The 24,217-nt window shown below is 67.5% G+C and carries 23 protein-coding genes; 14 read left to right on the top strand and 9 right to left on the bottom strand.

Features of this window, described 5'->3' with window-relative positions; genetic code table 11:
• Positions 1–41 precede the first annotated feature (41 nt).
• Complete coding sequence (locus AC1Z3W_RS34215; RefSeq protein WP_124833606.1) at positions 42–848, top strand: glycosyltransferase family 2 protein; 807 nt, start codon at positions 42–44, stop codon at positions 846–848.
• Positions 849–998: 150 nt separating this feature from the next.
• On the top strand, positions 999–1,760 hold the full coding sequence (loiP, locus tag AC1Z3W_RS34210) for a metalloprotease LoiP (RefSeq protein WP_057926557.1): 762 nt from the start codon (positions 999–1,001) through the stop codon (positions 1,758–1,760).
• A 109-nt stretch (positions 1,761–1,869) separates the two neighbouring features.
• Here loiP and AC1Z3W_RS34205 read toward each other — a convergent pair whose 3' ends face one another.
• From AC1Z3W_RS34205 to AC1Z3W_RS34190, 4 genes are read right to left on the bottom strand one after another with little or no spacing between them, the layout of a single operon-like run.
• Complete coding sequence (locus AC1Z3W_RS34205) at positions 1,870–3,570, bottom strand: lactate permease LctP family transporter (protein WP_057926558.1); 1,701 nt, start codon at positions 3,568–3,570, stop codon at positions 1,870–1,872.
• A 51-nt stretch (positions 3,571–3,621) separates the two neighbouring features.
• Entirely contained in the window at positions 3,622–5,067 is a 1,446-nt protein-coding gene (locus AC1Z3W_RS34200; protein WP_124833607.1) for a LutB/LldF family L-lactate oxidation iron-sulfur protein, read from the bottom strand.
• Entirely contained in the window at positions 5,064–5,774 is a 711-nt protein-coding gene (locus AC1Z3W_RS34195; protein ID WP_057926560.1) for an LUD domain-containing protein, read from the bottom strand. The genes AC1Z3W_RS34200 and AC1Z3W_RS34195 overlap by 4 nt, the downstream gene beginning before the upstream one ends.
• Positions 5,771–6,571 (bottom strand): (Fe-S)-binding protein, encoded by an 801-nt coding sequence (locus AC1Z3W_RS34190; RefSeq protein ID WP_124833609.1) that lies wholly within the window; start codon positions 6,569–6,571, stop codon positions 5,771–5,773. The genes AC1Z3W_RS34195 and AC1Z3W_RS34190 overlap by 4 nt, the downstream gene beginning before the upstream one ends.
• A gap of 134 nt (positions 6,572–6,705) precedes the next feature.
• On the opposite strand from AC1Z3W_RS34190, the gene AC1Z3W_RS34185 reads away from it, so the two are divergent.
• The 5 genes from AC1Z3W_RS34185 to AC1Z3W_RS34165 all read left to right on the top strand — a co-directional run bounded on the left by AC1Z3W_RS34185 (position 6,706) and on the right by AC1Z3W_RS34165 (position 12,065).
• Entirely contained in the window at positions 6,706–7,422 is a 717-nt protein-coding gene (locus AC1Z3W_RS34185; RefSeq protein ID WP_057926562.1) for a FadR/GntR family transcriptional regulator, read from the top strand.
• A 225-nt stretch (positions 7,423–7,647) separates the two neighbouring features.
• On the top strand, positions 7,648–9,270 hold the full coding sequence (locus AC1Z3W_RS34180; RefSeq protein ID WP_124833610.1) for a phospholipase D family protein: 1,623 nt from the start codon (positions 7,648–7,650) through the stop codon (positions 9,268–9,270).
• Between the two features lie 263 nt (positions 9,271–9,533).
• Complete coding sequence (locus AC1Z3W_RS34175) at positions 9,534–10,307, top strand: class II aldolase/adducin family protein (RefSeq protein ID WP_483509396.1); 774 nt, start codon at positions 9,534–9,536, stop codon at positions 10,305–10,307.
• A gap of 257 nt (positions 10,308–10,564) precedes the next feature.
• Positions 10,565–10,999, top strand: a complete 435-nt coding sequence (locus AC1Z3W_RS34170) for a CHRD domain-containing protein (protein WP_057926677.1) — start codon at positions 10,565–10,567, stop codon at positions 10,997–10,999.
• 103 nt (positions 11,000–11,102) lie between these two features.
• Positions 11,103–12,065 (top strand): alpha/beta hydrolase, encoded by a 963-nt coding sequence (locus AC1Z3W_RS34165; protein ID WP_175825006.1) that lies wholly within the window; start codon positions 11,103–11,105, stop codon positions 12,063–12,065.
• Here the strand turns inward: AC1Z3W_RS34165 and AC1Z3W_RS34160 are convergent.
• Positions 12,035–12,877, bottom strand: coding sequence for an EcsC family protein (locus AC1Z3W_RS34160; protein ID WP_124833613.1), 843 nt, complete (start codon positions 12,875–12,877; stop codon positions 12,035–12,037). The two genes, AC1Z3W_RS34165 and AC1Z3W_RS34160, sit on opposite strands and share 31 nt — an antisense overlap.
• Positions 12,878–12,984: 107 nt before the next feature.
• On the opposite strand from AC1Z3W_RS34160, the gene AC1Z3W_RS34155 reads away from it, so the two are divergent.
• Complete coding sequence (locus AC1Z3W_RS34155; protein WP_057926567.1) at positions 12,985–14,580, top strand: MDR family MFS transporter; 1,596 nt, start codon at positions 12,985–12,987, stop codon at positions 14,578–14,580.
• Positions 14,581–14,614: 34 nt separating this feature from the next.
• Positions 14,615–15,061 carry a MarR family winged helix-turn-helix transcriptional regulator gene (locus tag AC1Z3W_RS34150; RefSeq protein ID WP_124833614.1) on the top strand — a complete coding sequence of 149 codons (447 nt, stop codon included), beginning with the start codon at positions 14,615–14,617 and terminating at the stop codon, positions 15,059–15,061.
• A 112-nt stretch (positions 15,062–15,173) separates the two neighbouring features.
• Here the strand turns inward: AC1Z3W_RS34150 and AC1Z3W_RS34145 are convergent, their stop codons facing one another.
• Together AC1Z3W_RS34145 and AC1Z3W_RS34140 are read right to left on the bottom strand one after the other, a co-directional pair.
• The gene (locus tag AC1Z3W_RS34145) at positions 15,174–15,755 is read right to left on the bottom strand and encodes a DJ-1/PfpI family protein (protein WP_057926569.1); all 582 of its coding nucleotides are present in this window, start codon (positions 15,753–15,755) and stop codon (positions 15,174–15,176) included.
• A 163-nt stretch (positions 15,756–15,918) separates the two neighbouring features.
• Positions 15,919–17,199, bottom strand: coding sequence for an amino acid deaminase (locus AC1Z3W_RS34140; RefSeq protein ID WP_483509395.1), 1,281 nt, complete (start codon positions 17,197–17,199; stop codon positions 15,919–15,921).
• Between the two features lie 119 nt (positions 17,200–17,318).
• On the opposite strand from AC1Z3W_RS34140, the gene AC1Z3W_RS34135 reads away from it, so the two are divergent.
• The 5 genes from AC1Z3W_RS34135 to AC1Z3W_RS34115 all read left to right on the top strand — a co-directional run bounded on the left by AC1Z3W_RS34135 (position 17,319) and on the right by AC1Z3W_RS34115 (position 21,681).
• A complete protein-coding gene (locus AC1Z3W_RS34135; RefSeq protein ID WP_057926571.1) occupies positions 17,319–18,254 on the top strand; it encodes a MurR/RpiR family transcriptional regulator in 936 nt (311 codons plus the stop codon).
• Between the two features lie 2 nt (positions 18,255–18,256).
• A complete protein-coding gene (locus AC1Z3W_RS34130; protein ID WP_057926572.1) occupies positions 18,257–19,738 on the top strand; it encodes an N-acyl-D-amino-acid deacylase family protein in 1,482 nt (493 codons plus the stop codon).
• A gap of 123 nt (positions 19,739–19,861) precedes the next feature.
• Positions 19,862–20,248 carry a RidA family protein gene (locus tag AC1Z3W_RS34125; protein WP_057926573.1) on the top strand — a complete coding sequence of 129 codons (387 nt, stop codon included), beginning with the start codon at positions 19,862–19,864 and terminating at the stop codon, positions 20,246–20,248.
• A gap of 399 nt (positions 20,249–20,647) precedes the next feature.
• The gene (locus AC1Z3W_RS34120; RefSeq protein WP_483509394.1) at positions 20,648–21,250 is read left to right on the top strand and encodes a peptidoglycan recognition protein family protein; all 603 of its coding nucleotides are present in this window, start codon (positions 20,648–20,650) and stop codon (positions 21,248–21,250) included.
• Complete coding sequence (locus AC1Z3W_RS34115) at positions 21,244–21,681, top strand: hypothetical protein (protein WP_124660693.1); 438 nt, start codon at positions 21,244–21,246, stop codon at positions 21,679–21,681. Before AC1Z3W_RS34120 ends, AC1Z3W_RS34115 begins: the two co-directional genes overlap by 7 nt.
• 66 nt (positions 21,682–21,747) lie before the next feature.
• On the opposite strand, the gene queF is transcribed toward AC1Z3W_RS34115, so the two are convergent.
• On the bottom strand, positions 21,748–22,578 hold the full coding sequence (queF, locus tag AC1Z3W_RS34110; RefSeq protein ID WP_483509393.1) for an NADPH-dependent 7-cyano-7-deazaguanine reductase QueF: 831 nt from the start codon (positions 22,576–22,578) through the stop codon (positions 21,748–21,750).
• Positions 22,579–22,590: 12 nt separating this feature from the next.
• Positions 22,591–24,114 carry a threonine ammonia-lyase, biosynthetic gene (gene ilvA, locus AC1Z3W_RS34105; RefSeq protein ID WP_483509392.1) on the bottom strand — a complete coding sequence of 508 codons (1,524 nt, stop codon included), beginning with the start codon at positions 24,112–24,114 and terminating at the stop codon, positions 22,591–22,593.
• Positions 24,115–24,217: the final 103 nt, after the last annotated feature.

The following is a 24,217-nucleotide window of genomic DNA, read 5'->3' as shown; positions in this document are numbered from 1 at the left end:
AACTTTTGTCAGGATCATCGTCTTCGCAATCGGCCGTTCCCATGTCCAAGATGCACGCCTCATCCACCCATCTCGTGCTGATTCCGAGCTACAACCCGGGCGCCAAGGTCGACACGACCGTGCGCAACGCGCGCGCGCAGTGGAATCCGGTATGGGTCGTCGTCGACGGCAGCACCGACGGCAGCGCCGAGCGGCTGCAGGCGATGGCCGAGCGCGACCCGGGGCTGCGCGTGATCGTGCTGCCGGAGAACCGCGGCAAGGGCGCCGCGGTGCTGGCCGGCCTCGACGCGGCGGCCGCGAATGGCTTCACGCACGTGCTGACGATGGATTCCGACGGCCAGCATCCGGCCGACCTGATTCCCGAATTCATGGCAGCGTCGCAGGCGAGCCCGGACGCGATGGTGCTGGGCCTGCCGAAGTTCGACGCGAGCGCGCCGCAGTTGCGCGTGCAGGGCCGGCGGCTGTCGAACGGATGGGCCGACCTCGAGACGCTGTGGGCCGGGATCGGCGATTCGCTGTACGGTTTTCGCGTGTATCCGGTCGCGCCGCTCGCCGCGATCATGCATCGGCAGCCGTGGATGCGCGGCTTCGACTTCGATCCGGAAGCGGCCGTGCGGCTGTGCTGGGCCGGCGTGCGGCCGATCCGCATCGAAGCGCCGGTGCGCTACTTCGGCGCGCACGAGGGCGGGGTGTCGCATTTCCACTATGGCCGCGACAACGCGCTGCTCGCGTGGATGCACCTGCGGCTCTTCGCCGGCTTCGTGGTGCGGTTGCCGATGCTGGTCGCGCGGCGGCTGACGCGCCGGTCGCGTTCGGCGTTCAGCCGGTCGCACGGTCACGGCGATTGATCGTCCGGTTGTCATCAATTCGCTGAACAATCTCGCCGTTCATTCCGGTTCGGTCGGTAATGAAAATGTCATTTGATGTAAACATCTGGTAATTTTCTGCCGGATTATGCAAAATCGCCGCTCCCAAATACAACTACCGAGGGATCCGGGATGCATATCAAGAAAGCGGCGGCAGCGTGTGGCATGGCGTTCCTGTTGAGCGCATGCGGCGGCGTGCAGAGTCTCGACGCGAACAGCCTGACGTCGGCGGGGACCAACCTGTTCAAGGCGGCGACGCTGTCGGACGGCGACATCGCGGCACTGTCGAACGACTCGTGCAAGTCGAGCGACGCCGAATCGAAGATCGCCGCGCCGAACAGCGCGTATGCGAAGCGCCTGACGAAGGTGATGAAGGGCTTCGGCGACATGACGCTGAACGGCCAGAAGATCAACTACAAGGTCTACATGACCAAGGACGTCAACGCGTGGGCGATGGGCAACGGCTGCGTGCGCGTGTACAGCGGCCTGATGGACATGATGAGCGACGACGAACTGCGCGGCGTGATCGGCCATGAAATGGGCCACGTCGCGCTGGGCCACTCGAAGAAGGCGATGCAGACCGCCTACGCGGTCAGCGCGGCGCGCAGCGCGGCCGGCGCGGCATCGCCGGGCGTCGCGGCCCTGACGAGCTCGCAGCTCGGCGACATCACCGAAAAGTTCATCAATGCGCAGTTCTCGCAGACGCAGGAGAGCGCGGCCGACGACTACTCGTTCGACCTGATGAAGCAGAAGAGCATGAACCAGAAGGGTCTCGTCACCGCGTTCCAGAAACTCGCGCAGCTCGATGGCGGCAAGAGCTCGATGATGAGCTCGCACCCGTCGTCGGCGAGCCGTGCGCAGCACATCCAGGATCGCATCGCGAAGGGCAGCTGATCGCCGATCGAGGCGCCGGCTTCGTCCGGCGTCCGGGATGAACGAAACCCCACGCTCTTTCGGGCGTGGGGTTTTCGTTTTTCGGGGAACCGGAAAACGGCCGCGCCGCTTACGGCACCATCCCCGGCAGCACGTAGGCCTGCACGAGCGTGATCAGGCCGACGATCACCGCGAACAGCAGGCTATGGCGCACCGTGAAGCGGAACAGCTCGGACTCCTTGCCGACGAGGCCGGTCGCCGCGCATGCCACGGCGATCGACTGCGGCGAGATCATCTTCGCGGTCACGCCGCCCGTCGTGTTCGCGGCGACCACGAGCGTCTCGGGCACGCCGAGCTGGTGCGCGGTCGCTTGCTGCAGCGAACAGAACAGCGCGTTCGACGACGTGTCCGAGCCGGTCAGGAACACGCCGAGCCAGCCGAGGAACGGCGAGAAGAACGGGAACGCGGCGCCGGTCGCGGCCAGCATCAGCGCGAGCGTCGACGACATCCCCGAATAGTTCGCGACGAAGGCGAACGCGAGCACGAGGCCGATCGACAGGATCGGGCGCGTGAGTTCCTTCAGCGTTTCGCCGAACGTGACGAGCGCGTCGCGCGGCTTCATCCGCAGCAGCGCCATCGAGATCAGCGCGGTCACGAGGATCGCGCTGCCCACCGCCGACACGAGATCGATCTTCAGCACCGCTTCGAGCGCCTTCGGCGTCGCGGCGATCGGCGCGGTCTTCACGACGAGCTGGTCGAGGCCGGCCACATGGAACTTCAGGATGGTCGACGCGAGCGCGCCGTGCGCGGCGAACAGCGCCTTGAACGGCGCGATGCTCCACACGGTGACGACGGCCGTCAGGATCAGGAACGGCGACCACGCGCGCACGGTCTGCGCGAGCGTGTACGGCGACGCCTGGCGGCTCGTACCCGACCCGTTGCCACCCGCGCCGAATCCCGCGAGCGCCGCGCCGCTGCCGGACGCGACAAGGCCGCCTGCCGCCTGTTTCGCGCTGCTCGGCTGCCAGACCTTCAGGAACGCGGCAAGCGACACGAGGCTGACGAGCGACGACGTGATGTCCGGCAGCTCGGGCCCGATATGGTTCGACGTGAAGTACTGCGTGATCGCGAAGCTGCCGCCCGCGACGAGCGCGGCCGGCCACGTCTGCCGCACGCCGCGCAGCCCGTCCATCATGAATACGAGCCAGAACGGCACCGCGAGCGACAGCAGCGGCAACTGGCGGCCGGCCATCGCGCCGATGTGGAACGCGTCGATGCCCGTCACCTGTCCGGCGACGATGATCGGAATGCCCATCGCGCCGAATGCGACCGGCGCGGTGTTTGCAATCAGACACAATCCTGCCGCGTGCAGCGGCCTGAAGCCGAGGCCGACGAGCAGCGCGGCCGTGATCGCGACGGGCGCGCCGAAGCCGGCGGCACCTTCGAGGAACGCGCCGAACGAGAAGCCGATCAGCAGCATCTGCAGGCGCTGGTCGTCGGTGATCGACAACACGGACGCGCGGATGATGTCGAACTGGCCGGTTTTCACGACGATCTTGTACAGGAACACGGCCGCGACGATGATCCACGCGATCGGCCACAGGCCATATGCGAAGCCGAAGCCGGCTGCCGCGAGCGCCTGCGGCACGGGCATCCCGTACGCGAGGATCGCGACGCCGAGCGCTAGCAGCAGCGTGATCGCGGCGGCGACGTGCCCCTTCATCCGCAGTGCGGCGAGCGCGACGAAAAAGAAGATGATCGGAATTGCGGCGACGAATGCCGACAGCCCGAGGCTGCCGAGCGGCGTGTAGATCTGATGCCAAACCTGCATGGTTGTCTCCTCCATGAATTTCTATCGGTGCGGGTTGAAAGCGGGGGTGGTCTATTCGGGCTGGCCGCGCGCGCGCAGCAGGTCGGACAGGCTGCGCGGTGCCGGTTCGAGCGGCGTGCGGTGCTGCGTCCAGCCCATTTGCCTTGCCGGTGTGAGCGCGCGCAGCCGGGTCGCGGTCCAGCGGAACGCGCGATAGGCGCGCGGGTGGGCGAACGCGCCCGACCAGAAGCGCCATACGAGGTCTTCCGCGCGGTTGTAGTTCGCGCCCTGGCCGCGCAGCGGATGCGCGACGGCTTCGTCGGGCTTGCGGTTCGCCTCGGTGCGCAGCCGCACGAGCAGTTGCGGGATCGGAATCCTGACGGGGCACACCTCGCCGCATGCGCCGCACAGCGTCGACGCGGTCGGCAGGTCGGCCGTCGCGTCGAGGCCGAGCAGGTGCGGCGAGATGATCTTGCCGATCGGGCCGGGATAGGTCGTCCCGTATGCGTGGCCGCCGATGCGCGTATAGACAGGGCAGTGGTTCATGCACGCGCCGCAGCGGATGCATTGCAGCGTCGCGCGCAGCTGTTCGTCCGCATAGGCCTGCGTGCGGCCGTTGTCGAGCAGCACCAGATGCAGTTCGCGCGGGCCGTCGCGCTCGCCGTCTCGCCGCGGGCCGGAGATCAGGTTGAAGTAGGTCGTGATCGCCTGGCCGGTGGCCGAGCGCGTCAGGAGGCTCGACAGCGGCACGATGTGCTCGAGCTTCTCGACGACCTTCTCGATACCCATGATCGCGACATGCGTGTCGGGTACGGTGGTCGACAGCCGGCCGTTGCCCTCGTTCTCGACGAGCCACAGCGTGCCCGTGTCGGCCGCCGCGAAGTTCACGCCGGACAGGCCGATGTCGGCTTGCGCGAACGCGCGGCGCAGCGCGCGCCGGCCGGTCTGGATCAGCTCGTCGACGTCCTCCGTGTAGCGCGTGCCGGGGATGTGTTCCTCGAAGAGTGCGGCGATGTCGCCGCGCGTCTTGTGGATCGCCGGCATCACGATGTGCGACGGCTTCTCGCCCGCGAGCTGCACGATGAACTCGCCCATGTCGGACTCGATGCAGTCGACGCCGTGATCCGCGAGGTAATGATTCAGCTCGATTTCCTCGCTCGCCATCGACTTGCCCTTGATCACGCGGCGCGCCTTGTTCGCCTGCGCGATGCCGAGCACGATCGCGTTCGCGTCGGCGGCCGTCTCGGCCCAGTGCACGTGCACGCCGGCCGCGGTGAGCTTCGCCTCCAGCCGCTCGAGCAGCGTGGGCAGCTGCGCGAGCGCGTGCTGCCGCACGGCTTCGCCGAGATCGCGCAGCTGCTGCAGCTCGGTGTCGTCGGGGAATTGGGTCGCGCGCTTGCCCTGCAGGAAGTCCATCGCGCCGCGAAAGCTCCGGCGCAGCGCGGGATCGTCGAGCGCGGCGCGCGCGCGTGCCTTGAAGTCGCCGGGGGCGACGAATTGCAGCGGTTGGTCGCTCATTGCGGTTGGTCCCAGGCGGTTGCGGTCGGTTCGGTGACGATCACGACCCAGAGGTTGCGCGGGCCGTGGGCGCCGTACGCGAGGGTCTGCTGGATGTCGGATGTCTTCGACGGGCCCGATACCAGCACGACGTTGGTCGGCATGCCGGCGTGCCAGCGCTCCGCGTGCACGGCTGCGTGAAGGTCCGCGTGCAGCGTGTTCGCATGAACGAGCGCGACGTGCAGCGGCGGCACCAGCGACACCGTGCGCGGCGTGCCGGCATCGGGCGCGAGCACGATGGTGCCGGTTGCCGCGATGCCCGAGCGCGCGACGGTGAAGCCCGCGTCGATCGTGTCGAACAGTTCGGCCTTCCACGCGTCGATCGGCCGATCGAACGGCACCTGCGCGACCGCGTCGGGCAGCGCACGCGCGAGCGCCGCGGCTTCGGGGCGGGCCGGGTCGAGCAGCAGCCGGCGTACGCCGGCGTCGGCCAGGCGCGCGGCAAGCTGCGCGGGCCACGCATCGGCGGTGGCGCACCAGACTTCGGCGTGCGACGCGGCGAGCGCGGCCTGCATCGTCCGCGCGAGCACCAGCGGGTCGGGGACGGCCGGCGCACGCCGCGCCGCGTAATGCGTGTCGATGCGTGCATCGAGCGCCGGTGCGGCGTTCGTGGCGACGCCGGGCGCGGCAGCGCGCAGGCGTGCGAGGATTGCGTCGCGCGCGCTCATTGCGTGTCTCCGCGCAGCGACGCGGCACCGGCCGTGCGGCGCCACAGGAAGCTCGCGAGATGCTCGACGGGGAGCGCCGCGCCGGCCTTGGTCGCCGCGTGACCGATGTTGAGCAGGCAGCCGCAGTCTGCCGATACGAGCCGGTCGCAGCCCGTCGCACAGGCAGACGCGACCTTGTCGCGCACCATCGCGCCGGAGATGTCGGGGTGCTTCAGCGAGAATGTGCCGCCGAAGCCGCAGCATTCCGATTCGCGTTCGTGCTCGATGCGCGTGACGCCCGGCAGTGCGTCGACCAGTGCGACGCCGTGCACGCGCGTGCCCATCTCGCGGCGCGCCGCGCACGACGTGTGCAGTACTACGCGCTCATCCGGGCCGGCGTTCGCGGTGATGCCGTCGAGCCGCACGTCGAGCACATGGACGAGGAATTCGGCGAGTTCGTAGGTGCGCTCCGCGATCGCGCGGGCTTTCGGGCCATGCACGGGATCGTCGGCGAACAGGGCCGGCCAATGGTGCCGGATCATGCCCGCGCACGAGCCGGACGGCACGATCACGGGCCACGCCTGCGCGAACAGGTCGAGCTGCGCGGCCGCGACGTTGCGTGCTTCGTCGGGATTGCCGCTGCTGTAGGCCGGCTGTCCGCAGCAGCTCTGGCCGCGCGGATAGTGGACGGTCAGGCCTTCGCGTTCCAGCAGGCGGACCGCATCGAGCCCGGCTTCGGGCACGAACAGGTCGACCAGGCAGGTCGCGAACAGATAGACGTGTGCGGGGGCGGCGGTGGGGTAGTGCCTTTCGTTCATGTCTCGCTCCAGGTGCGACGGCCCGGCATGCGCATGCGGGACGACGATTTCGCTGCATAATTCCCGCGACGGCGCCGCAGCTCAAATTGGTTGGGCCAATCGGTGCGACGGGTATTCCGGATGGAGGCACGAAGATGGCGGCGATGACGGCACGGGGCCGGACCGAAGTGGTGATGCGCAAGATCGAGACGGCGCTGCTCGACGGCACGTGGCCGGCCGGCGCGCGGCTGCCGGCCGAGCGCGTGCTCGCGCAGCAGTACGGCGTCGCGCGCAATACGGTGCGCGAGGCGACCCAGCGGCTCGTCGCGCGCGGGCTGCTGCAGAGCCGGCGCGGCGCGGGCGTGTACGTGACGGATCAGTTGCGCGCGGGCATCGCGTCACCCTGGGGTCAGCTCGTCGCCGACCATCCGGCGCTGCGCGACGACATCCTCGAATTCCGCCGCGTGCTCGAAGGCGCGACCGCGTATTTCGCCGCGCTGCGCGCCGACGCGAACGACCGGCGCCGGATCCGCGCGCTGCTGCGCGAACTCGAAACCGCGCACGCGAACGACGACGCGGCCGTCGAGGCGTCGACCGATGCGAAGCTGCACGAGGCGATCGCGCTCGCATCGCACAACACGATGTTCCTGCACCTGCACACGAGCGTGATCGGGATGCTGCGCGAGCACATCACGATCAATGTCGCGGGGATGACGACGCACGACGAGCAGGCATCCGAGTTGCTATTGCTGCAGCACCGGGTGGTTTGCGACGCGATCTGCGCGCACCGGCCCGAGGAGGCGCGTACCGCGATGCAGACCCATATCGACTATGTGCGCAGCCACTTCGAGCAAAGCGGCGATGCATCGTGAGATTGGTTGGACCATGGCCGCTGCAGGACCGCGCGGCGGCCCACCGCGGGCCGCCAGGCCAGCGGCGCTTCGCGGGCGGCGCGCGTGGCCGTGCGCTGCGCCGGATGCGCGGGCCGCGCGATTTGACCGGTTCATCGGGCGCCCACTAGAATCGGCCGGAACCGCCCGTCAGCCGCGCGCCGCGGCGATTGCGACCCATTGATCCGTCTGACGAGGAGGCTTGCCGTGCTCACGTCCTTGATCCGGCGCGCGCCGGTCGCGCTGTCGTGGCGCGCCGCCGGCCGCCCGGCCCGCGCGTTCGCCGTGTGCGCGCTGCTGTCGCTGGTCGCCGCCTGCGCGACGCATCCGCCTGCCACCACGCTCGATCGTCCCGTCTCGCACGCGTTGCCGGCCGATACCGCGACGCCGCTGCGCGACGCGCTTGCCGCGCCTGAAGCCGCGCATCCGGGCCAGTCGGGCTTCCGGTTGCTGCCCGACGGCGCGACCGCGCTGCAGATGCGCATCGCGCTTGCGCGCGCGGCGACGAAGACGCTCGACATGCAGTACTACATCGCGACCGAGGACACGACCGGCAAGCTGCTGCTCGCCGCGGCGCTGTACGCGGCCGATCGCGGCGTGCGCGTGCGGATGCTGGTCGACGATCTGAACTTCGATGATATCGACCGCGTAATGGCCGCGCTGAATACGCACCCGAACATCGAGATCCGCGTGTTCAACCCGTTCGGCGCGTCGCAGTACGGGATGGTCGAGCGTACGGCCAACTTCTTCACGCGGATCGACAGCTTCACGCGCCGGATGCACAACAAGGCGATGATCGCGGACAATCAGCTTGCGATCGTCGGCGGCCGCAACCTCGGCGACGAATACTTCAGCGCGAGCCCGACGCTGCAGTTCCGCGATCTCGACGTGCTCGCGGCCGGCCCTGTGACGAACGACGTCTCGAAGAGCTTCGACGACTACTGGGCGAGCGCGAGCAGCTATCCGCTGCGGGTGCTGAATCATCAGACGTTCGATCCGAAGGATCTCGACGCGATGCGCGACGAACTGCGCGACCACTGGCGCAAGAACGCCGACCCGTACAACGCGAAGCCGCTGAACGCGACGCCGCTCGCGCGGCAGATCGCACGCGACGAACTCGGGCTCGTGTGGGCGCCGGCCGAATTCAAGGTCGACGCGCCGGACAAGGTCGCGCGGCCGACCGATGCGTACGTGAGCCCGCCGATGCGGCGCCTCGTCGAGCTGACGCGCGGCGCACAGCAGGAATTCCTCGCGTTCTCGCCGTACTTCGTGCCGCACGACGCGGGTGTGAAGATCCTCGGCGACACGACCGCGCGCGGCGTGCGCGTGGCGATCCTGACCAATTCGCTTGCCGCGACCGACGCGGTTGCCGTGCAGGCCGGCTACGCGCCGTACCGCGTGCCGCTGCTGCAGCACGGCGTCGAGCTGTACGAATTCAAGGCGCAGCCGGAGCAGCCGGCTCCGCGGCTGTTCGGCTCGCGCTCACGGGCGAGCCTGCATGCGAAGGCGTACGTGATCGACCGGAAGATCCTCGTGATCGGCTCGCTGAACCTCGATCCGCGTTCCGCGCACCTGAACACCGAGCTCGCGCTCGTGATCCACAGTCCGACGATCGCGCAGCAGGCGGCAGCGATCTTCGCGCGCGCGACGCAGCCCGACGAAAGCTATCGCGTGAGCCTCGCGACGCCGGCGGGCGGCACGCCCGAGCTGCAGTGGACCGGCACGGACAACGGCGTGCCGACCACCTATCACGTCGACCCGCATGCCGGGCTGATGCGCAACCTGATGACCGGCATCTTCATGCTGCTGCCGGTCGACGACCAGTTGTAAGGGCCGGAACGGCCCCGGTCAAACCCGCGATACCGGTGCGCGGAGAAAGGTGATATGGTTGTGCGCGCAACTATATTCGTATCGTGAAGGGTGTCGCCGGACGGCTCGCGCAATGCGGGTCGCGGCGGTGCCGAACGATGCGCCGCACGAGTTGCACACGCCGTACGCGCCGGATGCGCGTGCGCGCCGCGTGCGACGCCAGGAGACGATGGACGATGCGCAGCCGCCCGCGCGGTCGCGCTCGCCCGCAACCGGAGTGCCCCATGCAACGTGTACCGAACCAGCCGTTTACGCGTCCCGCCCGTTTCTCCGAAGCCGAATGGCAGGCGCGCGTGCAGCTCGCGGCCGCCTACCGGATCTTCGACCATCTCGGCTGGACCGAGCTGATCTACAACCATATCTCGCTGCGCGTACCGGGTGAGGACGGCCATTTCCTGATCAACCCGTTCGGGCTCCATTACCGCGAGGTTTGCGCGTCGAACCTCGTGAAGATCGACATCGACGGCAACGTGATCGGCCATTCCGACTGGCCGATCAATCCGGCGGGCTTCACGTTCCACAGCGCGATCCATGCGGCGCTGCCCGACGCGCACTGCGTGATGCACGTGCATACGACGCCGACGATGGCCGTGTGCTGCTCGCGCGACGGACTGTCGTTCTCGAACTTCTATTCGGCGCAGCTATACGGGAAGATCGCGTATCACGATTTCGAGGGCATCACCGTGCATCTCGACGAAGGGCGGCGCATCGTCGAGAGCGCCGGCGGGCGACCCGTGCTGCTGCTGCGCAACCACGGGCCCGTGACGATCGGCGCGACGCTCGCGCAGACCTTCTCGCTGATGTGGCTGCTCAATCGCGCATGCGAGGTACAGGTCGCGACCCACACGATCGGCGACGCATTGCCGATCGCGCCGCCCGTGCTCGAGGGCTGCGTGCGCGATTCGCTGAATTTCGACCCGAAGCACGGCGCGGGGCAGGACGCGTTCGACGCGTTGCAGCGGATCGTCGATCGCATCGATCCCGGTTATCGCGCGTGATGCGCGATCACCCGCGTGCCGTGCGGTGCGGGCAAAAAAAACGCGGCCGGATGGCCGCGTGAATACTCGCAGACTCCTTCGGACGAAGGAAACAAGCAACTGTGAGACGAAGTGTAGCGAAAGGCCGCGCGCGGATTCAGGGCGCTCGCTGCAAAGGTCTCTTCCAGGTTACGGCAGGCTGCCGGAGCGGCGGCGATCGACTACCATCATGGAGCGTCCCCGTCCGGGTGGCGCTCCACGTCGTACAAGGAGGATTCATGCCGAAGCTGCGTTTGCTCCAGGTGGCGTTGCTCGCGGGCGTGCTGGCCGCCGGCAGCGCCGCTGCCGAAACGGTGCGCCTGTCCGCCAACCTGCAGCCGTCGAGCGAGGTGCCGCCCACCGCGACGAAGGGCGCCGGCGCCGTCAACGCCACCTACGACACGGCCACCCGCATGCTGCAGTGGACGGTGACTTACGAACACCTCACGGGGCCGGTGACCGCCGCGCACTTCCACGGGCCCGCGCCGGTCGGCCAGAACGCCGGCGTGCAGGTGCCGATCCCGAAGGACGAGCTCGCGAGCCCGATCAAGGGCTCGAAGGAGCTCACCGACGCGCAGGTGACCGACCTGATGGGCGGCAAGTGGTACTTCAACGTGCACACGAAGGACCATCCGTCCGGCGAGATCCGCGGCCAGGTGATGCCAGCGAACTGACGCCGGCGAACCGGGCGCCGGCGTTTGATGTAGAGGCTCCCGTCGAGCGGCGCGGCAGCGATCGCACGTACCATCGTCATACTGCGATGACGGAGTGTGTTCGATGAGTTGGCAAAGCAGGTTCGCGTGCTGGCTGCTGCGCTGGCAGTTTCGTCCCGAGACCACGCGCCCGGTACTCGATCCCGCCCGTGCGCGGCGCTTCACCGACCTGAGAATGGTCGTGCCGCGTCGCGTGCCGTCGGGCTACCGGCTGCGCGAATGCTACGGCCCCGGCGACGCACCGCTGCGCGGCGAATGGCTCGAGCGCACCGACGCGGTCGCGTCCCGCGGGCCCGGCCGCACGCTGCTGTATTTCCACGGCGGTGGTTACTACTTCTGTTCGACGAAAACCCATCGGCCGCTCGTGTTCGGCCTCACGAAGCGCGCGGGCGTGCGCTCGTTCTCGCTCGACTACCGGCTCGCGCCCGAGCACCGCTTTCCGGCCGCGCTCGACGATGCGCTGGCCGCCTACCGGCAACTGCTCGCACTCGGCACGCCGCCCGAGTCGATCGTGTTCGGCGGCGATTCGGCGGGCGGCGGCCTCGCGCTCGCGACGCTCGTCGCGCTGCGCGATCGCGGCGAACCGTTGCCGGCCGGTGCGATTCTGTTCTCGCCGTGGACCGACCTGGCCGGCACCGGCGGCACGATGCGCAGCAACGACGGCCGCGACCCGATGTTCGCGGCCGCGGCACTGCCGAAGGCGGCGAAGCTGTATCTGGGGGACGAGTCGGCGACGCATCCGTATGCGTCGCCGCTCTATGCGGATTTCACCGGGCTGCCGCCGCTGTTCATCCAGGCTGGCAGCACCGAGGTGCTGCTCGACGATTCGCGCCGCGCCGCCGACAACGCGAAGGCGGCCGGCGTGCCGGCGGAGATCGAGGTGTGGCCCGACATGCCGCACGTGTGGCAGCTCTACACGCCGATGGTGCCGGAGTCGCGCGACGCGCTCGACCGGGCGGCCGCGTTCGTGCGCCGCGTCGCGGTCGAGCGGGCGGTTCAGCGCGCCGGCGAGCCGTCGGTCGCCTGATACGCGGCCTTCACGGCCACCGAGCCGTACTTGCGCTCGAGCCGGCGCACGGTGAAGTGGCCGTGCGCCATCTGCTGAAAGTGGTCGATGAACAGCGTGTTGACGGTCGCGCCGAGCACCGCGCCGATCGCCGGGATCGACTTCGCGGCCATCTGTTCGGTGACCTGCACCGAGAAGCGCGATGCCACCGTCTGCACGAGCTTGAATACCGCCGCCGAGCTGTGCGCGGCGATCCCTTTCGTCGTGATGTCCGACGACGCCTTCGAAATCGCCTGCGCGAGCGCGCCGCGCAGCACGAAATAGCCGAGATCGGCGTCCTCTTCCCGCTTGTCCGGGTTGCCGCCCATGCCGAGCACGGCCAGACACTGCAACTGCGTATCCACCGAGCCGAGGTCCTCGCCCTCGCTGCGCGCGATGTCGCACACCGAGCGGAAGATCAGCGTGGTCGTCACCGGCAGCTCGACCGGCAGCGCGAGGAAGCCGAACGCGCCACCCGCCGCGCCGGTCGTCGCGACCGCGAGCTTGTGCAGCAGGTTGCTCGGCTTGTCCGGCTCCGCGTCGGGCGTCTGCGGCTTGCCGAGCGTGCGCAGCGCGATGTTCAGGCACTTGCGCAGCGCGAGCTGCGTCGCATCGTTGATCTTGCCGGTCGCGAAGTCGGGCAGCCGCGCGATCATCTTCTCGACCGGCGCACCCAGCACGCCCGTCAGCTTCATCGTCAGCGACGGGCTTTCCAGCACCTGCTTCGCGCGCCGCAGTGCGTCCTGGTCTTCCGGCGACAGCGTCGCGGCAGGCGTGATTGAAATCGGTTCCATCGTTCTCCTTGGCAGCCGGGCCGGGTTGAAGCGTCGCCAGCCTAGATTACTCCGGCATGCTAGAATTTTGAGATTGCTTGACTCGTCAAAAGTTGCATCAACAAAAAATGGCCGTCCATACTGCCGCCCATCATTCGAGCGGGCAAGTCCTGCCATTCCGCGAATCGCTGCTGGCGATGATCGGGATCTCGTTCGTCACCATGCTCGTCGCGCTCGACCAGACGGTCGTCGGCACCGCGCTGCCGACCATCGTCGCCGAGCTGAGGGGCTTCGACCTGTACGCGTGGGTCGCGACCTCGTACCTGCTCAGTTCCGTGATTACCGTGCCGATTTTCGGCCGCCTCGGCGACTACTACGGCCGCAAGCCGTTCGTGATCGTGTCGATCGTCGTGTTCACCGGCGCATCGGTGCTGTGCGGGATGGCGAACGACATGCTGTACCTGGTGCTCGCGCGCGGCCTGCAGGGGATCGGCGGCGGGATGCTGGTCGGCACCGCGTTCGCGTGCATTCCCGACCTGTTTCCCGATTCCGTCGTGCGGCTGCGCTGGCAGGTGCTGATGAGTTCCGCATTCGGCATCGCAAACGCGGTCGGGCCGTCGCTCGGCGGATTCCTGACCCAGTCGTTCGGCTGGCGTTCGGTGTTCTACGTGAACCTGCCGGTCGGCCTGCTGTCGTTGTTCTTCGTGTGGCGCTACCTGCCGCACCTGCGGCATGTCGAGCACGACCGCAAGATGCGGCTCGACTGGCCCGGCGCGCTGCTGATCGCGCTGTCGCTCGGCGCGCTGCAGCTGTTCGTCGAATGGCTGCCGAAGTACGGCGTCGCGAGCTGGGCGTCGCTGCTGCTGGTTGTCGCGGTCGGCGCGGGCGTCGGCTTGTGGCATTGGGAAAAGCGCTGCGCGCAGCCGATTCTGCCGTTCGACATGTTCGGCAACCGCGCGCTGTCGGCGCTGTTCGTGCTCGCGATCCTCGCCGGCTTCTCGATGTTCTCGCTGCTGTTCTACGCGCCGCTGCTGTTCCAGGGCGGCTTCGGGATGTCGCCGAAGGAGGCGGGGCTCGTGATCACGCCGCTCGTCGTGTTCATCACGATCGGCAGCATCATGAACGGTCGCGTCGTCACGCGCATCCGCAATCCGAACGCGATGCTGCACGTCGGCTTCGTACTGTTTGCGATCGCATGCGCAGGCATCGTCGTGGCGACGCACACGACGCCGACCTGGGTGCTGATGGCGCTGATGGTCGCGGGTGGCATCGGCCTCGGTTTCGTGCTGCCGAACCTCACCGTGTTCGCGCAGCAGACGGCCGGCCGCGAGCACCTCGGTATCGCGACCGCGCTGCTGCAGTCGCTGCGGATGGTCGGCGGGATGATTGGCACTGCGCTGACGGGCACGCTCGTCAACCAGATGTATTCGAGCGGCGTGCGCGATGCGCTGGCGGGCGACCACGCGCTGCAGTGGCATGCGCAGCTCGCCGATCCGCAGATCCTGATCGACCGCGCGGCGCAAGGCGGACTCGTCGCGGAGTTGACCCGCGCCGGGCATAATGGCGCGCTGCTGCTGGAAGCCGCCCGCGAATCGCTGGTCGGCGCGATCCACCTGGGTGTCGCGATGGCGGCCGTCGTTGCCGTGGTGTCGGTGTGGCAGTGCCGCCGTGTGCCGCCGATCGCGCTGCGGCACAAGATCGAGCCGCATGTCGCGGCCGATTGAACGATTCACCGATTGAACGAGTAGAAATCAGCGCATGGAAGAACAGGACCGCGTCGCGATCTTGCAGCAATTCGGACGCACGTATCGCGCGTTCATGACCGCGTTCGAAACGCACGTCGGGCAGCCGATGCCGCGCTGGCGGATCATGGTTGCGCTGCACACGATGGGCGGGCATTCGTCGCAGAAGAAGCTTGTCGAGGTGCTGCGCATCGATCCGGGCGCGCTCACTCGCCAGCTGAAATCGCTCGACGCGCTCGGCTGGATCGAGCGCGCGTCCGATGCACGCGACAACCGCGTGACCAACGTCACGCTGACCGCCGCCGGCCGCGCCGCATTCGACGCGTGCCTGCCGCGCCGCAAGGCGTTCCTTGAACAGACGATGGCGCAACTGCCGGATGACGTGCTGACCGCACTGTCGGGTGCGCTGGCGATGCTGGAGTCGCGGATTGCGGAGGTCGGCTCGACGCCGGCACCGCACTGAAGGGCAGGAAGCGGCGCGGCGGGGCGCACCCCGCCGGCCGGTTGCGACCGGCGCGGCACACGGGTCGCACGAACCCGCCGCCGGCCGGCGCTTCATTTCATTTCAACTTCGTTCACAGCTCGATGCGCGTGCCCAGCAGCGCGAGGAACTGCGCAAGCCACGCGGGATGCGCGGGCCACGCTGGCGCGGTGACGAACGGCGCGTCGGTCACGGCCGCATCGACCGGAATGTCCGCATATTCGCCGCCCGCGAGCTTCACTTCGGGCGCGCAGGCCGGGTAGGCCGAGATGCGCTTGCCACGGATCACGTCGGCGGCCGCGAGCAGCTGCGCCGCATGGCAGATCGCGGCGATCGGCTTGCCGGCTTCCGCGAACGCGCGCACCAGCGCGATCACCTTCGCATCGAGACGCAGGTATTCGGGCGCGCGGCCGCCCGCGATCGCGAGCGCGTCGTAGCCCGACGCATCGACGTCGTCGAACGTCGCGTTCAGCGTGAAGTTGTGGCCGGGCTTCTCGGTGTAGGTCTGGTCGCCTTCGAAATCGTGGATCGCGGTCTTGACCTTGTCGCCCGCGCGCTTGCCCGGGCAGACTGCATCGACGTGATGGCCGACGGCCTGCAGCGCCTGGAACGGCACCATCGTTTCGTAGTCTTCGGCGAAATCGCCGGTCAGGAACAGGATCTTCTTCGCGGCCATGGCTTTCTCCATTGAACAGCGTTGAGGGGCCGTTCGCGCCGTGAGCGGCAGACGGGTGCTACGGCGGGGAAGCGGCCCCGAGGACGAAAGCGCAGTGTACTCCGGCAGATTGAAGCGCGCGTGACGGCCGCCCCGCGCGGCGGCGAGGCGGCGCGTGCTGGCGTCAGAAGAAGGTTTCGACGACTTCCGTCACGCGGAACTGCGGATCGAGGACGAGCAGCTGGCGCCACTTGTCGAACGTCAGGCACGGATGCGAGATGTCGAACGCGACCATGTCGCCGACCTTCACGTCCGCGCCCGGCGGGATCTGCAGGTATGCGTGCTGGTCCATCATCCCGGTGACGGCCCAGCCTTCGCTTGCGGCGACCTCGCGCGGCGCGCTGTCGCGGCCCGGGCGGAAATGGCGCGCCGGCTCGGGCAGGCCCGCGTCGAACGCCGCGTCGCGCTTGCCGAGCGCGATGATCGCGCGATCGGGTTCCGGTATCGACTGCACGTACGCCCACAGCTGCAGCGCCGGCAGCAGCCCTTCGCCCATCTTGCGGGCGATCGGGTTGCGCGCGAACACGTCGGTCTGCGCCTTCTTGTAGATGCCGACGTCGTGCGTCAGGTAGCAGCCCGGACGCAGCACGACTTCCGCGAAACCGACGTCGGACGCCTTCGAGAACTCCTCCGCGACCACGTCGTACCACGCCGAGCCGGCGCCCGACAGGATCGCCGGCGTGCGTGCGAAACGGCCGGCTTCGGCCAGCTCGCGCGTGAGCGCGACCGCGTCCTGCAGGAACGTGCGGATCTCGCCTTCCTCCTTCAGCACGCCTTCGTAGAGTTCGATGCCGGCCAGCTTCAGCGTGTCCGGATAGCGCGCGATCGCGTCGAGCACGGCCTTGCGCTGCGCGGCATCGCGCACGCCCGCGCGGCCGCCCGGCACGCCGAGCTCGAGCAGCACATTCAGCGTTTTCTTCGCGTCGCCGAAGAAGCGGCCGAGCTGGTCGACGCTGTCGGCCGAATCGACGAGGCAGAAGAATTCGAACTCGGGGTCGGACAGCAGCGCCGCGATGATCGTCATGTTCTGGCGGCCGACCAGCTGGTTCGCGAGCAGCACGCGCCGCACGCCGCCGTGATAGGCGGCCTGCGTCTGGTGCGCGGTCGCGAGCGTGATGCCCCATGCGCCGGCGGCGAGCTGGCGGCGGAACAGTTGCGGCGCCATCGTCGTCTTGCCGTGCGGCGCGAACTTCACGCCGTATTGCTGGACGAACGCCTGCATCCAGTTCAGATTGTGTTCGATGCGATCCGCGTACAGCACGGCTGCCGGCAGGCTGACGTCTTCCGCGAGCAGGCTCCACTCGAGGCGGCCTGCGTCGTCGAGCGGCACGCTCGCGCTCGGCAGGTTGCCGAGGCCCTTGCCCAACGGATTGATTGTCGGTTCCTGATAGTTTGTAACTTTCATGTCATCCCGCTCCATCATCACTATGCATTGCACTGAAGTTGACATGCAGATGGTACAGAAAGTAGCATCTGCGCGGTGATGTTATTTAGTAACATAAAGCGCCACCCCCTTTTCTACAGATGAATTCGCCCGCCACCCCGTCCGTTCCGTTCGCCGCCGAGCAACCGGCTCCGGTCGCCCAGCCGGTCCTCGACATCGTCGCGCGGATCGCCGAATGCGCACCCGAGCTGCGCGAAGCCGAACGCAAGGTCGCGGCGTTCATCCTCGCCGATCTCGCGCGCGCCGCGCATGCGAGCATCGGCGCACTCGCGCGCGATGCGCAGGTCAGCGTCGCGACGGTCACGCGTTTCGCGAAGGCCGTCGGCTGCCGCGACGTGCGCGAACTGAAGGTGCTTGTCGCCCAGGCGGCGGCGGTCGGCCAGCGCTTTCTCGTGCCGTCCGACGCGCATCCCGGCGAAGACGCGAGCCCGGCATCGGTCGTCTACGACGAGATCCGCGTGGCGCTCGCGCACAATCACCAGCTGCTGCGCAACACGTCGTTCGACGCGGCGGCCGACCTGCTCGCCGGCGCGAAGATGATCTACGTGTACGGGCAGGGCGGCGGTTCCACCGCGCTCGCCGACGAATTGCGCTTCCGCCTCGTGCGCTTCGGCCGGCCGGTCGCGAGCTACCAGGACAGCCTGCTGCAGCGGATGGTGTCGGCGACGCTGTCGCGCGACGCCGTAGTCGTCGCGCTGTCGGTGAGCGGGCGCGTGCCCGAGCTGCTCGAGAGCTGCCGCCTCGCGAAGCGCTACGGCGCGACGCTGATCGCGATCACCGCGCCGGCTTCGCCGCTCGCGAAGCTCGCCGACCACCTGATCCCGGTCGTCGCGTTCGAAACCGATTTCATTTACAAGCCGTCGACATCGCGCTACGCGATGATGATGGCGATCGACGTGCTCGTCACCGGAGTCGCACTGCGGCTCGGCGATGCGGGCCGAGAATCGCTGCGCCGCATCAAGCATGCGCTGGATGCGCACCGCGGCGGCGGAGACCGTCAACCGGTAGGAGACTGACCATGCATTCGCATCCCGAAGCCGCCGATACGCTGATCGTCGGCGCGCAGCTGTACGACGGCACCGGCGCACCGCCCGTCACGCGCGACGTCGCAATACGCAACGGCGTGATCGCGGCGATCGGCAACCTGTCGAACTGGCTCGCCGAAACCGTCGTCGATGCGAACGGCCGCGCGCTCGCGCCGGGCTTCGTCGATGTGCACACGCACGACGATACGCACGTGATCCGCGCGCCGGAGATGCTGCCGAAGATCTCGCAGGGCGTGACGACCGTGATCGTCGGCAACTGCGGGATCAGCGCGTCGCCGGTGACGCTCGCGGGCGATCCGCCCGACCCGATGAACCTGCTCGGCGATCGCGACGCGTTTCGCTATCCGACCTTCGCCGCCTATGTCGCGGCCGTGAACGATGCGCGTCCGGCCGTCAACGTCGCGGCGCTCGTCGGGCACACCGCGCTGCGCAACAACCAGATGGACCGTCTCGACCGCGCGGCGACCGACGGCGAAATCGCCGGGATGCGCACGCAGCTCGAGGAGGCGCTCGCGAACGGCGCGCTCGGGCTGTCGTCGGGCCTTGCGTACGGCTCCGCATTCGCGGCGCCGGCCGAGGAAGTGATGGCGCTCGCCGAGCCGCTCGCGAATGCGGGCGCGCTGTACACGACACACATGCGCACCGAGTTCGATGCGATCCTCGACGCGATGGAAGAGGCATACCAGGTCGGCCGTCATGCCCGCGTGCCGGTCGTGATCTCGCACCTGAAGTGCGCGGGCCCGTCGAACTGGGGGCGCAGCACCGAGGTGCTTGCGTCGCTCGAAGGCGCGCGCCGCTACCAGCCGGTCGGCTGCGACTGCTATCCGTACAGCCGCAGCTCGTCGACGCTCGACCTGAAGCAGGTGACGGGCGACATCGACATCACGATCACGTGGTCGGAGCCGCATCCGGAAGTCGCCGGCAAGCTGCTGAAGGCGATCGCGGCCGACTGGGGCGTGACCGAGCAGGAGGCCGCGCAGCGTATCCGCCCGGCCGGCGCCGTGTACCACAACATGTCCGAGGACGACGTGCGCCGGATCCTGTCGCATCCGGCGACGATGGTCGGCTCGGACGGCCTGCCGAACGATCCGCTGCCGCACCCGCGGCTGTGGGGCGCGTTCCCGCGCGTGCTCGGCCATTACGTGCGCGACACGAACCTGCTGCCGCTCGAGGAAGCGATCCGCAAGATGACGTCGCTGTCCGCGCGCCGCTACGGGATCGCGCGGCGCGGCGAGGTGCATGTCGGCTACCACGCGGATCTCGTGCTGTTCGACCCGACGAGCGTGATCGATGCCGCGACCTTCGACAAGCCGCAGCAGCCGGCGCACGGGATCGACGCGGTGTGGGTGAACGGCGTGCTGACCTATGAGAACGGCCAGCCGACCGGCGAGCGCGCCGGCGGCTTCGTCGCGCGCGGCGAGCGCGTGCCGGCGAGTGCCGACGCCGCGTTCTGAACGCGGTCTTGATCCGATTTGCCGCGTGCGCCATGTCGGCGCGCGCATCCGCAACCGTGCGTTGCATGGGACCGGCGCCGGCGCTTGCGCGCCGATGCCGGTCGACCAACAAGGAGTGAAACGATGAAGCGATATGGCGTAGGCGAAGCGAAGGGCACGGGCGGCCAGGTGATGCCGTTTGCGCGCGCGGTCGAGGCCGACGGCTGGCTGTACGTGTCGGGCCAGACGCCGATGGTGAACGGCGAGGTTGTCGAAGGCGGGATCGTCACGCAGTCGAAGCAGACGATCGAGAACGTGATCGCGATCCTGAAGGAAGCCGGCTACGGCCTCGAGCACGTCGTGCGCTGCGGCGTGTGGCTCGACGACGCACGCGATTTCGCGTCGTTCAACAAGGTGTTCGTGTCGTACTTCGGCGAGAACCCGCCGGCGCGCGCATGCGTGCAGTCGAGCATGGTCATCGATTGCAAGGTCGAGGTCGATTGCATCGCTTACAAGGCGCCGGCGAAGTAACGCGGCAAGGGCAAAAACTGTACGACACAGGGCCGGTGCATTGGTATGCACCGGCTTTTTGCATTTGACGAAGTCGATGCGAAGGCGAGCGCATGGACGGAGGGCGTTCAAATACAACTCGGTTGAAGTCGGTGTGAGCGGCACCGGAACTTTGCATTGTGTGACGAAGTTTTTCTAGCGGGTCTCAAAGTGACACGCCCGTCTGAGCGGGCTGTGACAGCGAGCCGCGGATGTATGGTGCGATTCACCTGGTACAACCGCCTTTTCAAACCAGAGGGCAAGGTGTTTTGATGGAAAGCGTGCGTTGGAACGAGATCGAGGTTTTTGTCAGATCAGAGGGACTAACCGATAGGCGCAAAACTCGAGGCGATATGCCGTAATCAAACGGGAGGGTATTGGGTGCTGTCGATTGATTCCAGTGGAATGGTTGTGACTCCGCGCGTAGTGCGGGCCAGAAAAATTCAAATCGAGCGCGGTGCGATGAAGAGGGTTAGTGGGATCGTCGTCCATCAAACGGGTGGTTCAACTGCGGCTTCTGCTCTCAACAGTTATCAGAATGCGTCTGCTACTGGCGCGCATTTTCTGATTGAAAAAGATGGAACGATTTATCAGACGGCATCTTTGAAGAAGCAGACTTGGCATGTTGGTCGAATCAAGGCGCGCTGTGTAGCCGAAATGCGTTGCACGCCGGTCGAACTGCAGCAACTTCGCCGTTTTGACCCGCGTGGCGAAAACCAGCGCGAGATGCGTAAGATAGTCCCGGACCGTTACCCTTCCAATACGGACAGCATTGGCGTGGAATTGGTCGGGGAAGCTCTACCGCTCAATGAGCCCAACCCCGATCGACGAATCTACGTCGCTGCGCCCGACGCTCAAAATGACTCGTTACGATGGCTCATCCACGCCCTTTCGGTAACGCTACGTGTTCCGATGACAGAGGTTTTTCGTCACCCGGTAGTATCGCGGAAGAACCGGACGGAGGCGGCGAGGGTGAAATGGTGATTCGGATCGCAATTTTGATGTTGGCGCTCTTGCTCAACCACGGTGCGGTTGCGGGCACGCTGTCCAATAGGGTATCGCCTCGCGGCGCGGTGCCCGCTGTTGTGCCGGAGTCAGTCGAAATCGTCAGAAACGGTGCGTGGTCGGCTGACATCAGTGGGGACGAAACGGCAGAGATGTGTCGTACGTTCGTTCTTCGGCGTGCGGATGTCAGCGCGTTTTTCAAGCATGCGGGCCGCGTAACGGAACGGGCGTACAGCCATGATCTGGACGCCGCGAATTGCTATGCCGAAGGCAAAGCACGTTTCGCGGATGGTGGCGCGGCGAAATGGAGGATAGACCAGGCAAGGCGAGGCTTCATTTCCACGCACGATGGTCGAACAATCTACCTGTATTGTCCGAAGTGCCGGGCCGCCGTGTTCGCGCCGAATTAGAGAGACGCGCCCTTCCGCAAGCAGGCAGGGTTGGCGGACCGCAAGATGCCCCGCCAACACACTCATTTACTGCCGCGCCGTCCGCGCGTTATCCGGCATCGGCTGGTTGTAGTTCGTGCGAAACGGATTGATGTCGAGCCCGCCGCGGCGCGTATACCGCGCATACACCGCGAGCTTCACCGGTTTGCACGCATGCAGGATGTCGAGGAAGATGCGCTCGACGCACTGCTCGTGAAAGCCCGTGTGATTGCGGAACGAGATGATGTAGCGCAGCAGCCCCGCATGATCGATCTGCGGGCCGACATAGTGGATCTGCACGCTGCCCCAGTCGGGCTGGCCGGTGACCGGGCAGTTCGAGCGCAGCAGGTCGGACACGAGCGTCTCCTCGACCGGCGCTTCGTCCTCGGCGTCGGCGGCCGACAGCAGCGACGGATCGGGTTCGTACACGTCGGTGTCGAGGTCGAGCCGGTCGAGCGACAGCCCGTCGAGCTCTTCCATCTCGAGTTTGCCGAAATCGTGCGGCGACACGAGCTGCACCGACACGGTCGCGCCGCACGCGGCCGACACGTCGCGCTTCAGTACGTCGCGCACGGCGTCGAGCGAGTCGAACTGCGATTGCGCGAACGAGCCGAGATACAGCTTGAACGACTTCGATTCGACGATGTTCGGCGATTCGGCCGGTACGTAGAACGTCGCGACCGCGAGCTGCGGCTTGCCGCGCGCGTTGAGCCACGACAGCTCGTACGCGTTCCAGATGTCGGTGCCGAAGAACGGCAGCGCCGACGTGATGCCGAGCTGCTCGCGCGCCCCGGCGCGCGGGATCGGGAACAGCAGCGACGCATCGTACTGGGCAGCGTAGACGGTGGCCTTGCCGAGCGGGGAATGTTCGGGATTCATTGCACGAAGCCTTTACGACAGGAAGAGGCGGTAGGCCGGATTGGCGCTCTCTTCGACATACGGATAGCCGAGCGCAGCGAGGAAGCGTTCGAACTCGGCGCGATCGGCCTGCGGCACTTGCAGCCCGACGAGGATCGAGCTGTAGTCCGCGCCCTGGTTGCGGTAGTGGAACAGGCTGATGTTCCAGTCCGGCGCCATCGACGACAGGAACTTCATCAGCGCGCCCGGCCGTTCCGGGAATTCGAAGCGGAACAGGCGTTCGTCGAGCGCGAGCGGCGAGCGGCCGCCCACCATGTAGCGGATGTGTTCCTTCGACAGCTCGTCGTGCGTCAGGTCGACGGTCTTGAAGCCGTGCGATTCGAAGTTCGCGGCGATCTCGGCCGACTCGCCGCGCCGCTTGATCTGCACGCCGACGAAGATGTGCGCGGACTGCGCATCGGCGATCCGGTAGTTGAACTCGGTCACGTTGCGGTCGCCGACGAGCGAGCAGAAGCGCTTGAAGCTGCCGCGCTCCTCGGGGATCGTGACCGCGAACACGGCTTCGCGCGCCTCGCCGACTTCCGCGCGTTCGGCAACGAAGCGCATCCGGTCGAAGTTCATGTTCGCGCCGGACGTGACTGCGACGAGCGTCTGGTTCTCGATCCCTTCGCGTTCCGCATAGCGTTTCGCGCCGGCGACCGCGAGCGCGCCGGACGGCTCGAGCACGCTGCGCGTGTCCTGGAACACGTCCTTGATCGCCGCGCACAGCGCGTCGGTGTCGACGGTCACGACGCCGTCGAGGAATTCGCTGCAGAGCCGGAAGGTTTCCTCGCCGACGAGCTTCACCGCGGTGCCGTCCGCGAACAGGCCGACCTCGGCCAGCTCGACGCGCTCGCCCTTCTGCAGCGACTGCGCCATCGCGCACGAATCCTCGGCCTGCACGCCGAATACCTTGATCTCCGGCCGCACCGCCTTGACGTACGCGGCCACGCCGGCCGCGAGGCCGCCGCCGCCGATCGGCACGAAGATCGCGTGAATCGGGCCCTGGTGCTGACGCAGGATTTCCATCGCGATCGTGCCCTGGCCGGCGATCACGTACGGATCGTCGAACGGGTGGACGAACGTGAGATCGCGTTCCGCCTGCACCTTCACCGCGTGCGCGTACGCATCGCTGTACGACTCGCCCGCCTGGATCACCTCGACGCTCGGGCCGCCGTGCGCGCGAACCGCATCGACCTTCACCTGCGGCGTCGTGACGGGCACGACGATCACGGCCTTGATGCCCATCCGGGACGCCGAGAACGCGACGCCCTGCGCATGATTGCCGGCCGATGCCGTAATCACGCCGCGCGCGAGCGCGGCGGCCGGAATGTGCGCCATCTTGTTGTACGCGCCGCGCAGCTTGAACGAGAACACCGGCTGGTTGTCCTCGCGCTTCAGGTAAACGGGGTTGCGCAGCCGGGCCGACAGGTTGCGGGCGGGTTCGAGTTCCGTCTCGAGCGCGACGTCGTAGACGCGCGCAGTGAGGATTTTCTTCAGGTAATCGTGGGATGCCATGGGCGCTCGCGTGCGGTGCGGAAAGCAGACGGTAAAGGATCAATGATAGCGCCAAGGGTCCGCCCGCATGCAAGCGGCATGCCGGGTGCACGGGCGCGGAACC

The organism is Burkholderia sp. 10_S31 (genome assembly GCF_056930375.1).
The sequence above is the reverse complement of the archived record's forward strand: the minus strand, read 5'-3'. Positions and strand labels throughout refer to the sequence as shown.

Coding starts and splice junctions, on each gene's coding strand:
- AC1Z3W_RS34215 (WP_124833606.1), top strand. CDS start 42: ATGTCCAAGATGCACGCCTCATCCACCCATCTCGTGCTGATTCCGAGC.
- loiP (WP_057926557.1), top strand. CDS start 999: ATGCATATCAAGAAAGCGGCGGCAGCGTGTGGCATGGCGTTCCTGTTG.
- AC1Z3W_RS34205 (WP_057926558.1), bottom strand. CDS start 3,570: ATGCAGGTTTGGCATCAGATCTACACGCCGCTCGGCAGCCTCGGGCTG.
- AC1Z3W_RS34200 (WP_124833607.1), bottom strand. CDS start 5,067: ATGAGCGACCAACCGCTGCAATTCGTCGCCCCCGGCGACTTCAAGGCA.
- AC1Z3W_RS34195 (WP_057926560.1), bottom strand. CDS start 5,774: ATGAGCGCGCGCGACGCAATCCTCGCACGCCTGCGCGCTGCCGCGCCC.
- AC1Z3W_RS34190 (WP_124833609.1), bottom strand. CDS start 6,571: ATGAACGAAAGGCACTACCCCACCGCCGCCCCCGCACACGTCTATCTG.
- AC1Z3W_RS34185 (WP_057926562.1), top strand. CDS start 6,706: ATGGCGGCGATGACGGCACGGGGCCGGACCGAAGTGGTGATGCGCAAG.
- AC1Z3W_RS34175 (WP_483509396.1), top strand. CDS start 9,534: ATGCAACGTGTACCGAACCAGCCGTTTACGCGTCCCGCCCGTTTCTCC.
- AC1Z3W_RS34170 (WP_057926677.1), top strand. CDS start 10,565: ATGCCGAAGCTGCGTTTGCTCCAGGTGGCGTTGCTCGCGGGCGTGCTG.
- AC1Z3W_RS34165 (WP_175825006.1), top strand. CDS start 11,103: ATGAGTTGGCAAAGCAGGTTCGCGTGCTGGCTGCTGCGCTGGCAGTTT.
- AC1Z3W_RS34160 (WP_124833613.1), bottom strand. CDS start 12,877: ATGGAACCGATTTCAATCACGCCTGCCGCGACGCTGTCGCCGGAAGAC.
- AC1Z3W_RS34155 (WP_057926567.1), top strand. CDS start 12,985: ATGGCCGTCCATACTGCCGCCCATCATTCGAGCGGGCAAGTCCTGCCA.
- AC1Z3W_RS34150 (WP_124833614.1), top strand. CDS start 14,615: ATGGAAGAACAGGACCGCGTCGCGATCTTGCAGCAATTCGGACGCACG.
- AC1Z3W_RS34145 (WP_057926569.1), bottom strand. CDS start 15,755: ATGGCCGCGAAGAAGATCCTGTTCCTGACCGGCGATTTCGCCGAAGAC.
- AC1Z3W_RS34140 (WP_483509395.1), bottom strand. CDS start 17,199: ATGAAAGTTACAAACTATCAGGAACCGACAATCAATCCGTTGGGCAAG.
- AC1Z3W_RS34135 (WP_057926571.1), top strand. CDS start 17,319: ATGAATTCGCCCGCCACCCCGTCCGTTCCGTTCGCCGCCGAGCAACCG.
- AC1Z3W_RS34130 (WP_057926572.1), top strand. CDS start 18,257: ATGCATTCGCATCCCGAAGCCGCCGATACGCTGATCGTCGGCGCGCAG.
- AC1Z3W_RS34125 (WP_057926573.1), top strand. CDS start 19,862: ATGAAGCGATATGGCGTAGGCGAAGCGAAGGGCACGGGCGGCCAGGTG.
- AC1Z3W_RS34115 (WP_124660693.1), top strand. CDS start 21,244: ATGGTGATTCGGATCGCAATTTTGATGTTGGCGCTCTTGCTCAACCAC.
- queF (WP_483509393.1), bottom strand. CDS start 22,578: ATGAATCCCGAACATTCCCCGCTCGGCAAGGCCACCGTCTACGCTGCC.
- ilvA (WP_483509392.1), bottom strand. CDS start 24,114: ATGGCATCCCACGATTACCTGAAGAAAATCCTCACTGCGCGCGTCTAC.